The organism is Streptomyces sp. NPDC048290 (assembly GCF_040652095.1).
Taxonomy (GTDB): Bacteria; Actinomycetota; Actinomycetes; order Streptomycetales; family Streptomycetaceae; genus Streptomyces.
Window position 1 is genome coordinate 516,441 of the sequence record NZ_JBEZLM010000003.1, and the last position, 11,487, is coordinate 527,927.

The 11,487-nt window shown below is 72.4% G+C and carries 9 protein-coding genes and 1 pseudogene; 5 read left to right on the forward strand and 5 right to left on the reverse strand.

The window, feature by feature from the left end; all coding sequences use genetic code 11:
- Positions 1 to 72: 72 nt before the first annotated feature.
- A complete protein-coding gene (locus AB0D49_RS07105; RefSeq protein WP_362751997.1) occupies positions 73 to 1,731 on the forward strand; it encodes a GMC oxidoreductase in 1,659 nt (552 codons plus the stop codon).
- Between the two features lie 188 nt (positions 1,732 to 1,919).
- Here AB0D49_RS07105 and AB0D49_RS07110 read toward each other — a convergent pair whose 3' ends face one another.
- The 5 genes from AB0D49_RS07110 to AB0D49_RS07130 form a co-directional block, all read right to left on the reverse strand.
- Complete coding sequence (locus tag AB0D49_RS07110) at positions 1,920 to 2,408, reverse strand: carboxymuconolactone decarboxylase family protein (RefSeq protein WP_362752000.1); 489 nt, start codon at positions 2,406 to 2,408, stop codon at positions 1,920 to 1,922.
- Positions 2,409 to 2,410: 2 nt separating this feature from the next.
- Positions 2,411 to 3,523 carry a dihydrodipicolinate reductase gene (locus tag AB0D49_RS07115; protein ID WP_362752003.1) on the reverse strand — a complete coding sequence of 371 codons (1,113 nt, stop codon included), beginning with the start codon at positions 3,521 to 3,523 and terminating at the stop codon, positions 2,411 to 2,413.
- Between the two features lie 157 nt (positions 3,524 to 3,680).
- Complete coding sequence (locus AB0D49_RS07120) at positions 3,681 to 3,983, reverse strand: hypothetical protein (protein WP_362752006.1); 303 nt, start codon at positions 3,981 to 3,983, stop codon at positions 3,681 to 3,683.
- A 242-nt stretch (positions 3,984 to 4,225) separates the two neighbouring features.
- Positions 4,226 to 4,972 carry an IclR family transcriptional regulator gene (locus AB0D49_RS07125; RefSeq protein WP_362752009.1) on the reverse strand — a complete coding sequence of 249 codons (747 nt, stop codon included), beginning with the start codon at positions 4,970 to 4,972 and terminating at the stop codon, positions 4,226 to 4,228.
- A 131-nt stretch (positions 4,973 to 5,103) separates the two neighbouring features.
- Entirely contained in the window at positions 5,104 to 6,429 is a 1,326-nt protein-coding gene (locus AB0D49_RS07130) for a prolyl oligopeptidase family serine peptidase (protein ID WP_362752012.1), read from the reverse strand.
- A 326-nt stretch (positions 6,430 to 6,755) separates the two neighbouring features.
- On the opposite strand from AB0D49_RS07130, the gene AB0D49_RS07135 reads away from it, so the two are divergent.
- The 4 genes and pseudogenes from AB0D49_RS07135 to AB0D49_RS07150 all read left to right on the forward strand — a co-directional run.
- Complete coding sequence (locus tag AB0D49_RS07135) at positions 6,756 to 7,532, forward strand: helix-turn-helix domain-containing protein (protein ID WP_362752015.1); 777 nt, start codon at positions 6,756 to 6,758, stop codon at positions 7,530 to 7,532.
- A 335-nt stretch (positions 7,533 to 7,867) separates the two neighbouring features.
- A complete protein-coding gene (locus tag AB0D49_RS07140; RefSeq protein ID WP_362752017.1) occupies positions 7,868 to 8,599 on the forward strand; it encodes a hypothetical protein in 732 nt (243 codons plus the stop codon).
- Positions 8,600 to 8,703: 104 nt separating this feature from the next.
- The gene (locus AB0D49_RS07145; RefSeq protein ID WP_362752020.1) at positions 8,704 to 11,202 is read left to right on the forward strand and encodes a DUF4132 domain-containing protein; all 2,499 of its coding nucleotides are present in this window, start codon (positions 8,704 to 8,706) and stop codon (positions 11,200 to 11,202) included.
- A 60-nt stretch (positions 11,203 to 11,262) separates the two neighbouring features.
- Positions 11,263 to 11,391: pseudogene (locus tag AB0D49_RS07150) on the forward strand (phosphotransferase); the annotation flags it as partial.
- Positions 11,392 to 11,487: the final 96 nt, after the last annotated feature.

Consider the following 11,487-nt stretch of genomic DNA (forward strand, 5'->3'; position numbering starts at 1 on the left):
GTTGGTTTCTCGTGACTTCTTTTATGGAAATTAGTAGAACCCGTTTCACTTCTGTAGTGAAAGGGGATCTACATGGACCGCAGATCCATACACCCGCAGCAAGAGAGAGGTTTTTCCCGCCGACGATTCATTGGTGGAACTGGTTCTATTCTTGGTGCGGCGGCGCTCGGTGCGTTCGAGCTGCCGACCGCCACTGCCCTGCCCGCCGACCCGTACACACTCCCGCAGGTCCAGGTCATCGAACCCGGCGCACGCGTCGACGCCCTGGTCGTCGGCACCGGATACGGCGGCTCCGTCACCGCGCTACGGCTGGCGCAGGCCGGGGTCGACGTGCACATGGTCGAGATGGGCATGGCCTGGGACACCCCCGGCACCGATGGCAAGATCTTCGCCAACACCACCACCCCCGACTACCGCTCCTTCTGGCTGCGCACCCGTACCAAACAACCCCTCAGCAATTTCCTCGGCTTCCCGCTCGACAAGGACGTCCCCCGCTACACCGGCATCCTCGACGCCGAGGACATGGGCGGCATCACCGTCTACCAGGGCCGGGGGGTCGGTGGCGGCTCGCTGGTGAACGGCGGAATGGCGGTGACCCCGCAACGCGCCCGCTTCCCCGGAATCCTGCCGTCCGTCGACGCCGATGAGATGTACGACGTGTACTACCCGAGAGCCAACAGCACCCTCGGCGTCACCACCGTCGACCCGGCCTGGTTCGAGACGGCGGAGTGCTACCAGTACGCCCGCGTCGGCCGCAAGCACGCCCAGCGCTCCGGCTTCCCCTTCATGTTCGTGCCCAATGTCTACGACTGGGGCTACATGGGGCAGGAGGCCACCGGAGCGGTCCCCAGGTCCGCCCTGGCCGGAGAGATCCTCTACGGCAACAACCACGGCAAGAAGTCCCTCCCGAAGACCTATCTCGCCCAGGCCCGCGCCACCGGGAAGGTCGCCATCTCGCCGCTGCACCGGGTCACCACCGTGACCCCCGCGACCGGCGGCTACTCCGTCACCGTCGAACAGCTCGACACCACCGGCGCGGTCACCGCCACCAAGACCGTCTGGGCCCGGCGGGTGTTCTTCGCCGCCGGGAGCGTCGGCACCAGCAAGCTCCTCGTCCGCCTCAAGGCCACCGGCGCGCTGCCCGGCCTCAACGACGAGATCGGCCGGGGCTGGGGCGACAACGGCAATGTCATGTGCGGACGCGCCAACCATCTCTGGGACCCCACCGGCGCCCTCCAGTCGTCCATCCCCACCGCGGGCATCGACAACTGGACCGCCGGAGGCGCCTTCGCCGAGGTCGCCCCGCTGCCCACCGGTATCGAGACCTTCGCGTCCTTCTACCTCTCCATCACCAACAACCCGCACCGCGCCCGCTTCACCTGGAACGCGGCGGCCGGACGGGTCGACCTGGACTGGCAGACCGCCTGGAAACAGCCCTCCATCACCATGGCCAAATCCATCTTCGACAAGATCAACGCCAAGGAGGGCACGATCTACCGCACCGATCTGTTCGGCGTCCACAAGATCTGGGGCGACCACCTCACCTACCATCCGCTCGGCGGCGCGGTCCTCGACAAGGCCACCGACCACCACGGCCGGCTCCATGGCCACGCCGGTCTGTATGTGATGGACGGGGCGCTGATCCCGGGCAACACCACCGTCAATCCGTTCGTGACCATCACCGCGCTCGCCGAGCGCAACATCGAGAGGATCATCGCCGAGGATCTGTGAGGCCGGGGATCTGTGAGGCCGGGGTTCGGAGGTCTTGGGATCTGGGACTCGCGGGCCGGGTGCCTCTGGGGCCGAGTGTCTCTCGGGTCGGGTGCCTCTCGGGTCGGGTGCCTCTCGGGTCGGGGCGGATCGTTTCGCCCCGGCCCGTCACCGTCCTCCCTCCCGCGTCCCCCGTCTCCCGTCTCCCGCTACGACCCTTGCGCCGACGGCAGGACGCACACACTGTCGAGGCCCAGCACATGGTTGAGCCGGCCGAACGCCAGCCATGACCCGATGCTCATCGTCAGCTCCACGATCTCCGGGTCGGAGTACCGGGCCTTCATCCGACCCCAGAACTCGTCGTCCAGACCGTGGTGGTCGAGCGTGTACCGCTCCGCGTACTCCGCCGCCAGCCGGGTCCGTTCATCGAAGACGCCCGTGGTCCGCCATCCCTCGACGGCATCCAGGAAACCCGCCTCGACCCGCTCACCGTCCCGCTCGGTCCGCCAGTCCAGACAGAACAGACAGCCGTTGAGCTGCGCCACCCGCAGCCGCGCCGCCTCGAACTCGCGCAGCCCGAGCGTGGTGTGCTGATAGACCGCCATGGAGTACGCGGCGGCGGCCGGGCCGATCCCGGGCACCATCTCGCCCCACACGTACGGGATGGGCTCCGCGCCGTCGGGAATCTCGATCCGCATGGTCACACCTCTCCCGGTCGTCCTGCCGCTGTCCGCTGTACTGGTTTCCCGAGGCGACCCACCGCCGGACGCAGCGGGACATCGAGCGCGTCATACAGTCCGGGTCCCGCCGCGACCAGCCAGTCGACGGCGTTCACCAGCCTGCCGACCGCTGTCGCGTTGCCCCCGGCGGCCCGGTTCTCCCCCTCGTCCGTGGCCTCTACGGTCACCTCGATCCGGGGCCGCCCCTCCACGATCACCCGGTGCGCCCCCGCCCCGCCGTCCGGCGGCAGCGGCCAGTCCGGCGCACACCCGGGGTGGATACGGGTCACATGCTCCACCACGATCACCGGCTCGCCGCCCACCAGCCCCCGCACCTCTAGCCGTACCGCGCCCTGGGTACCGGCCGCGAACTCGCCCATGGTGTCCGTTCCGACGGTCGTGTCCAGCGTGCGCCGCTCCAGCGTCTCGTCGATGTCGTCCAGTACGACGCCCAGGCCCCGGGCGATCAGCCGGACCTGTCCGCCCCAGATCATCGTCGGCACCCCCTCGGCCAGCATCAGCGGCTGATACTCCAGCGGATGCCCCATACCGATCAGATGCCGGACGGCGTCCTCCTGGTCGTAGCTCGCGTAGTCGAAGATCTCCTGGCAGCGGATCGCGTCGATCTCCGAGCCGACCCCGCTGACCAGCAGCGGAAGCACGTCGTTGGCCCAGCCCGGGTCCACCCCGGACACGAACAGCGCGCCGCCGCCCGCCTCCGCCGCCGCCAGGAGCGGCGCCCGGACCTCCTCCGGCGCGTTCCGGCAGTCGTACATCCCGTACACCGACGGAGTGACCACCACCGCGCCCGCGCGCAGCGCCCGGCCGATGTCCTCCAGGGCCCCGTCCGGGCGGACGTCACCGGAGGCGGCGTACACCACCGCGCGGGGGCGCTCGGCGAGCACCCGGTCCACGTCGTCCGTCGCCGCCACGCCGAGACGCCGGTGCAGACCGCTCAACTCGCCCGCGTCCTTGCCGACCTTCCCGGGAGCGGACACCAGCACGGCCACCAGGCTGAGCATCGGATGCGCCTCGACGGCCCGGATGGCCGCGCGCCCGACGTTGCCCGTGCCCCAAACCACCGTGGGAATCATGGGCGGAGGGTAACGACGCGCCCTGGAACTTCCCAGAGACGTGCAAGGGGCAATCGTCCGAGTGTGTGGGGGTGGTGAGGGGCGGCGGTCAGGGGTTGGTCAGGGTCAGCGGGCCGGGGTGGGTCGGGGTCAGGGTCAGGGTCAGTGGGCCGTGTGATCAGGGGCAGCGTTCGTCGACCTTGACGACCGCGAAGTCGACCCGGGTGGTGGTGGCGTGGCGGCCCGGCGCCGGGGTCTGGCCGCACACCTTCCAGTTCCGGCCGACGAACTGCATCCGCCGGTCGCCCAGCGCGTCATGCGAGGCGATGGTGGTGAACCCCGCCGCGCGGGCCGCGTCCTGCGCGCTCTGGAGATCCTTGCCCGCCGACTCCGGCAGGGTCGCGGTCGTCTCCTCGCTCCGTGAGGACAGGTACAGGATTCCGGCGACCACCACCACAGTGAGGATCAACCCCTTCTTCATCCCGCGCCACTCTCCCTGGACGTCATCGCTGGGGCACCCGGGACCGGCCGCCGACGTCACATGATGGCGGCGGTCCGGGGCCGTTGACGTCAGACCGGCGGCTACGTTTGAACCCCGGTCCATCGGCCCCCGGGCCGACATGACGGACGGTCAGTCAACCTGTGGACGTACGACCACGGTCGTCACCCGACTCCGGTCACGGTGACGGGGCGTGCACGCGCCGCGCCGCTGCCGTCCCGTCGTCAGGGTGTGTGGCCGAGCCGGGCCGACAGGGTGCGGGCCGCCTCGGTGACCGCCGCCGCGAACACGGCCTCGGTCTCGTCGGTGAGGCGGCTCATCGGGACGTTGACGCTGAGGCTGGCGACGGGTGTGCCCCCGGCGCCCAGCACGGCCGACGCGACCGACCCCACGTCGGAGCGCCACTCGCCCCGGTTGACGGCGTAGCCGCGGGCGCGCACCACGTCCAGTTCGGCGCGGAGCCCCTCGGGGTCGGTGATGGTGGTGTCGGTGAAGCGGGGGAGTCCGTCGGCCAGCAGGTCGACGACCGCCTCCGGCGGGCTGCCGGCCAGGACCGCCTTGCCGTTGGCGGAGGCGTGCATGGGCAGCGCGTGGCCGAGGGACATATTGGTCCGGACCGGCTTGGTGGTCTCCAGCCGCTCGATGAGCACCATCCGGCTCCCCTCCAGGACGGTGAGATGGATGGTCTCCTCGGTACGGCGGCGCAGCTCCTCCATCACCGGTACGGCCGCGTCCCGCAGACCGAGGTCGCCGCTGGCGTGGCGGCCCACGTCCAGGGCCTTGGTGGTGACCGCCCAGCGGGTCAGCTCGCCGCCCGCCGGGCGGATCCAGCCCGCCTCGTGCAGCGTCCGCAGCGCGCGCTGCACGGTGCTCTTGGGCAGTCCCAGCACCCGGGACAGCTCGCCGACCCCGATCGGCTGCCGCGTCGCGACCTCCTCCAGCACCCGCAACGCGTTGAGAACGTTCTGCATCCTGGTCGACTCCCTAGGTCCTGGCCCGGCACCGGCCACCGCCCCGCCTTGTACCTTCTCACGGCACACATTGCCGTGTCACGGCACGGAGAGGGGGTGGTGGCCGGGCCCGGTGGCGCGGTCCCGGGCGCCTACACCGTGTTCTGGTCGAGGAAGTCCACGATGTAGCCCATCGTCTCCTGCGACGACCAGACCGCGGACACGTCCTCGGTGTCCGGAGCACCGGACGCCCCGGGCGACGCGCCGCCGGCGAGGGCGCTGAGGAAGCCCATGTCGCCGTGCGCGGCCCCTTCGAGCACCACGCGCTGGGCGTCGATCCCCTCGTCCGTCAGCGCGTTGAACAGGTCGAGCGTCTGGCTGGGCGAGACCAGCGGGTCGGCGGTGCCGTGGAACAGCAGGAACGGGGAGGTCGCGGAGGACAGATGGGTCGCCGGGTCGGCGGCGGCGACCTCGTCGGTGTACTCCTCGATCGACTCGGTGGCGTCCGGGCCGTAGACCCAGCGCGCGGCGGCGTTTCCTGAGGTGTAGTTCGAGTCCTGGGCGGCCTGGTCGAAGTCGGCGGCGAGCCGGGAAAGGTTCGCCGGACCGAACTCGTCCACGACGCCCTGCACCTCGCTGCTCTGGTCCAGATGGTCGCCCACGTCGAACGACTCGTCGCCGTTGGTGGCGCCCGTCATCGCCGCGAGATAGCCGCCCGCGGACTGGCCCCATACGAAGACGTTGTCCGTGTCGATGCCGTAGGTCCCGGCGTTGGCGCGCAGATAGCGGATCGCGGACTTCACGTCGGCGACGGCGTCCGTGTAGGTGGCGCCGCTCGCCGTGGTGCGGTACTGGACGCTGGCGACCACGTACCCCTGGTCGGCGATGTAGGTGCGCTGGTCGAGGTTGCCGGTGCGGTCGGCTTGCATGAAGCCGCCGCCCGTGAGGTAGACGACCAGCGGCTTGTCGCCGGAGGTCTCCGGCACCTGGATGTCGAGCATGAGGTCGGTGCTGGTGCCGCCGGTGCTGGGCGAGGAGTAGGTGATGTCCTCCGTCGTGGTGACCGCGCCGGGGTCGCAGGTGATCTCCGGGCCCTGGGGGTCGATGACCGTGCTGGTGCTGTTGTCGCTCTCCGCGATCGAGGTGGCCACCGGGATGCCTCCCGGGGCGGCGCCGCCCGAAGGAGCCCCGCTCGGTGCGCCGCTGGGTGCCCCGCTCGGCGCGCCGCCCCCCGGGGCCGCCGGTTCGGACGTCGGACAGGCGGTGGGGGAGGCGGAGGGCGCGGCCGAGGCGGAGTCGTCCGACGACCCGCCCGACGAGCAGGCGCTCAGTCCGAACCCGGACAGCAGGGCGGCGGCGACGAAGGTGAGGCTCGTCCTGCGGCGGCGGAACGGGGTGCGGGCCTTGCGGGGTGTTCGGCGGGACGTCCCGGCCGGGGGTGTCGCGGCGAGGGGCGTCGAGGTGGGGTCTGTGCTCACTTCGTCTCCAGACGGGCCAGGCATCGAGGATCGCTCCGATCTCTCCTGAGGGCAGCGCGCAGCGCCGATATCCGGAGATTGCCTCTCCGGTTCAGTGGGCCCACAGTACATCAACCGGAGATGGATTCTCCGTTTGAGGTATCGTGACGGGGCTCGGTCCGGGAGGGGGTGCACATGACCGCGTCCGCGTGGCCCGGTGCACATGGCCGGGTCCACATGACCGGGTCCGTGTGACCGCCCCCGGCGTGTCCCAGACCCGCCGGGGGCCTGCCCAGGACCCGCCCAGGACCCCGCCCCACACGCTCCCCGAACGGAAGAAGCCGCACATGACCCCGCCCGACGCCCGCCGGAAGCGGCGTGACGCGGAGGCGAACCGCCGCAAGCTGCTCGCCGCCGCCCGTGAGGTGTTCCGGGAGCGGGGGCTCCGCGCGACCCTGGACGACGTGGCCCGGCACGCCGGACTCGGCGTCGGCACCGCGTACCGGCACTTCCGCAACAAACAGGCCCTGATCGACGCGCTGTTCGACGACATGCTCGCCCGGATCGACGAGGCCACCCGCGCGGGCGCCGAGGACCCCGACGCCTGGCGGGGGCTGACGACCCAGATGGAACGCGTGGCGGAGTTGCAGGCGTTCGACCGGGGGCTGCGCGAGGTCCTGCTCGGCACGGGGCTTCCGATGCCGGGGGAGCGGGAGTTCCAGGAACGGGTCAGACGCCGGATCGACCTCATGGTCGAACGGGCCCAGGCGCAGGGCGTGCTGCGGCCCGACGCCCAGCCGTGGGATCTGATGCTGGTCCAGCAGATGCTGGCCGCCGTCACCGACGGCAGCGGGCAGCCGGATCTGTGGCGCCGCTATCTCCGGCTGCTGCTCGACGGACTGCGCACCCACCCCGACCCGTCGGACCCGCTGCCCTGCGCCGACTTCGCCACCGGGATCGAACCGCCCCGACGTGGGGCGGAGCGGGGGAGGGGGCCACGGCTCCCGGGCGGGCGAGACGGCTCCTCCGCCGCCGACGAAGCCGAACCCGGCGCGACGGACGCCTCAGCCGCCGCCGACCAGGCCGAGTCCGGTGGGACGGACGCCTCAGCCGTCGCCGACTGACCCGAACCCGGCACGACGGACGCCTCCCCTGCCGCCGACCGAGCCGAACTCGGCAGGGCGCCCCTCCGTCGCCGACCGAGCCGAACTCGGCAGGACGCCCCCTCCGTCGCCGACCGAGCCGAACTCGGCTGGACGCCCCCTCCGTCGCCGACTGGCCCGAACCCGCCGGGACGGACGCCTCCCCCGCCACCGACCAAGCCGAACTGGAGAAGATCCCTCCCATTCTCATCCGGTTCTCAGCCACATCCCCCCACTCCCCGGATACGGTCCTGGCCGATACCTCGTCCGTCCACCTCCCGGACGGCCCCACTTCCCGGTACGGAGCGGAGTCCCCCATGCGTTCCCTGACGCGTTCCTCCCATCAGCCCCCCACACAGCCCGCCAGGCGCACCGCCCCCCTGCTCACCCCCTTGCTCACCGCCCTCTCGGCGTTCGCCGCGCTCATCACCGTCACCGCGAGCGACACCGGGCAGGCCACCGCCGTGACGGCCGCCGCGACCGCCGCCCCCGCGCCGGGCAGCGCCGTCACCGCCTCCGACGAAGCCCTGGTCCAGCTCGCCGCGCCGCTCGGCGAGCCCCGCCACTACTGCCTCGACATCCCCGGACTGGCCCGCCCCGGCACCCTGTTCGCCGGGCATCTGGAGGTGCACTCCTGCAAGACCGGCATCCCCGACGCCCACACCGCCCAGATCGACCAGGTCGTCTCCGTCTCCGCGATCACCGCCGCAGCGGGCTCCATCCGCTACACCCGCCTCGACGCCTGCCTGGGCGCCCAGCTCATCCCCGACAGCACCGGCACGCCCAAGCTCTGGGAGGACGCCAACACCGGCGTCGGCACCTGCACCGGCGCCGCGAACCAGCGGCTGACCCTCGGCGCGGACGGTCGTATCCGCCCCGCCCTCGACACCACCAAGTGCCTCACCGTCGGCAAGGAGGCGTTCGAGGCCACCGACCGCGCTCCGGGCGAGCCCTGGTACCGCCGCGCCCTCACCCTCAGCACCTGCACCCGGCAGGACGCCCCCCGCCAGATCTGGACCCTCGCGGAACCGGCCCCCGCGACGAGCTGACGACCCTCGCGGAACCCGCCCCCGCGGCGAGCTGACCCCCCGCCACCAGCGGAGAACGCCCCGCCCCGCCCCCGTTGTCAGTGGCCGCTGTCATCATCGGCGACATGCTCTACGACAGCCTGGTGGCCGCATCCCGCAGGAACGACCCCCTCGACGAGACCCGTCTCGCGGCACTCGACCGCGGCCGGTGGCTGGTCGAGCTGCTGGAGCGGCAACGGGCCGCGTACGCGGACACGCTGGGCCGGACGCGCGGGGAGGGCGACGGGGCGGCGGCGGCCGTACGGACCCGGATGCAGGGGCGGCTCGCGGCCTGCGGGGACGCGGACGGCAGGGCCGCCGTCCTGGTCATGGCGCTGGCCGTCAGCCTGGAGGACACCCTGTGGGACTACCGCGCCGAGATCCGCTCCTTGGTCGACCGGGTGGGCGGCTGGACACCGGAGGAGGTCGCCGTCCTGCTGGTGCGCGCCGGGGAGCATGAGATGTTCAGCATGGTCTCCGAGGCCCTGGACCCCGCCCTGGACACGGCCGAGGGGCTCGACGCGGACGGGCGCCGCGCGCTCCTGCCCTGGCTGCGGCTCGCTCACGCGGAAGCCATGGCGACGGACGCCGCCCGCGAACTGGCCGCCTCCGCCCGGCGGTTGCGCGAGCTGATCGCCACCGTGGACGACACCCTCGTGGCCGACGGTCTGATACCGCGGGACGCCCCCTGGGCCGCCCCGCTGGTCGCCCGCGCGCAGCGGGAGCCGTCGCGGGAGTTCGCCCGGCTGCTGCTCCATCTGGCGCTCCCCGTCGGGGCCCGGCCGACGCAGCGCTGGCGGCGGACCTGCGCCGCCCTGGTGGACGACGCGGGGGCCAGGGACCTGCTCGGCGCGGTGCTCGGCGCGCTGGCCACCGGCGACCCGGTGTGTGTCGGCGGCGGTTGCACCGGCCAGGACCCGGCCCGCGCGGGGCGCCACTACCACGTGGTGGTCGAGGAGAGCGGACTCGATCTCGCGCGGGGCGTGCTCTGGGCAGCCGCGTCGGGCGGCGGTCCGGCGGTCGTCCGGCACCTGGGCGCGCTGGCGCTGCGGACCGGCGGCGGCCCCGGTGGCGGGACCGGTCAGGACGCCGGGCTCGCGGGCGCCGCCGTCAACGCCCTGGCGGACATCGGCGACACCGACGCCCTGGAGGCGCTGTGGCGGCTCCAGACCCGGATCAAGCACCGGGGACTGCGCAAGCGGATCGACGCCGGGCTCGTCCTGGCGGCCGGGAAGCAGGGCCTGACCGCCGCCCAGCTCACCGAGCGGGGCGTACCCGGCCACGGGCTGGGGCCGGACGGCGTACTGGAGCGCGAACTCGGCGGCCACCGGGTCCGGCTGGCGATCGAGGACGCCTCGACCGTACGGCTCACCTTCGTCCGCCCCGGCGGCGGCACGTCCCGTACGGCACCGGCCGCGCTCAAGGACGGTTTCCCCGAGCAGGTGGCGGAGCTGAAGGAGCTGGTCAAGGAGGTCCGCGCGACCCTGTCGGGCGAACGGGCCAGGATCGAGGCCCTGTTGGCGACCGGTCATGAGTGGCCGTACGACGACTGGTGCCGTTACTACCGGGACCACCCGGTGACCGGGGCCGTCGTGCGCGCGCTGATCCGGGAGTTCCGCGACCCGGACGGCGTCTGGCACCCGGTGGCACCGCTGGCCGAACCAGGGGAGGAGGGGCGCCGACCTCTCGCCGTGCGGCTGTGGCACCCCGTCCGGGCCGACGCGGACGCCATCGAGGCATGGCGGGAACGGCTGGTCGCCGAGCGGCTGCGGCAGCCCTTCAAACAGGCGTACCGGGAGGTCTATCCGCTCACCCCGGCCGAGCGGACCACGGGCGGCTACTCGAACCGGTTCGCCGCGCACATCGTGCACTACCGGCGGCTGTACGCCCTGTTCAAGGAGCGCGGCTGGCGGGCGAACTACCTGGGCCACTGGGACGGCGGCGACGAAGGGCTGGCCTGGGGCGAGTACGGCGACGGCCACTGGCGGGCCGGACTGCACCACCAGGCGACCGACGACGCCGACGACCACGGGCCCGCCCACGCCACCACCGACCAGGTCCGCTTCGAACGCCGGGACGGCCGGGCCTGGCGGGCGGCGCCGCTCACCGAGGTGCCGCCGCTGGTGTTCAGCGAGGCCATGCGGGACGTCGACCTGTTCATCGCGGTCACCTCCCTGGCCGCCGACCCCGACTGGACCGACCGCGGCGAGGACCGCCACGCCCCCTACCGGCACTCGGCCGGGTTCGGCGCGCTGACCGCCAACGCCGAGGTACGCCGCGCGGCGCTGGCCCGGATGCTGCCCCGGCTGACCATCGCCGACCGCTGCGCCCTCGACGGCCGCTTCCTGACCGTCCGCGGCGAACGGCGCACCTACCGCATCCATCTGGGCTCCGCCAACATCCTGATGGAGCCCGACGACAGCTATCTGTGCATCGTGCCCCGCACGGGCGGACAGCCCCGCAGCCTCTTCCTCCCCTTCGAGGACGAGCGGCTCTCACTGATCCTCAGCAAGGCGTTCCTGCTGGCCGCGGACAAGGAGATCACCGACCCCACGATCCTGCGCCAACTCGCAAGACGCTCCTGAGCGCGGCACTCGTGCCGGGGACGGCTCCCGCCCGGCGGGGCGAGCGCGGAGAATGCCCCCATGAACAGCGCGCCGCGATCCGTGAACTCCCCGTCGACCAGCGATCCGGGCTCCGCCGTCGTCCTGATCACCGGAGTGATGGCCGCGGGCAAGTCCACCGTGGCCGAACTCCTCGCCCGGCGGCTCCCCTTAGGGGGTGTCTGACGGATCTCCGTGGCGTCGCGACGCCCGGCACGCACTCTCGCCGCACCGGACAAAAGCCCTAGTAGCTCCGCTACGAGGGCT

What these genes read in the sequence shown, in the direction of transcription:
- AB0D49_RS07105 (WP_362751997.1), top strand. Translation starts at nt 73, where the DNA reads ATGGACCGCAGATCCATACACCCGCAGCAAGAGAGAGGTTTTTCCCGC.
- AB0D49_RS07110 (WP_362752000.1), bottom strand. Translation starts at nt 2,408, where the DNA reads ATGCGGATCGAGATTCCCGACGGCGCGGAGCCCATCCCGTACGTGTGG.
- AB0D49_RS07115 (WP_362752003.1), bottom strand. Translation starts at nt 3,523, where the DNA reads ATGATTCCCACGGTGGTTTGGGGCACGGGCAACGTCGGGCGCGCGGCC.
- AB0D49_RS07120 (WP_362752006.1), bottom strand. Translation starts at nt 3,983, where the DNA reads ATGAAGAAGGGGTTGATCCTCACTGTGGTGGTGGTCGCCGGAATCCTG.
- AB0D49_RS07125 (WP_362752009.1), bottom strand. Translation starts at nt 4,972, where the DNA reads ATGCAGAACGTTCTCAACGCGTTGCGGGTGCTGGAGGAGGTCGCGACG.
- AB0D49_RS07135 (WP_362752015.1), top strand. Translation starts at nt 6,756, where the DNA reads ATGACCCCGCCCGACGCCCGCCGGAAGCGGCGTGACGCGGAGGCGAAC.
- AB0D49_RS07140 (WP_362752017.1), top strand. Translation starts at nt 7,868, where the DNA reads ATGCGTTCCCTGACGCGTTCCTCCCATCAGCCCCCCACACAGCCCGCC.
- AB0D49_RS07145 (WP_362752020.1), top strand. Translation starts at nt 8,704, where the DNA reads ATGCTCTACGACAGCCTGGTGGCCGCATCCCGCAGGAACGACCCCCTC.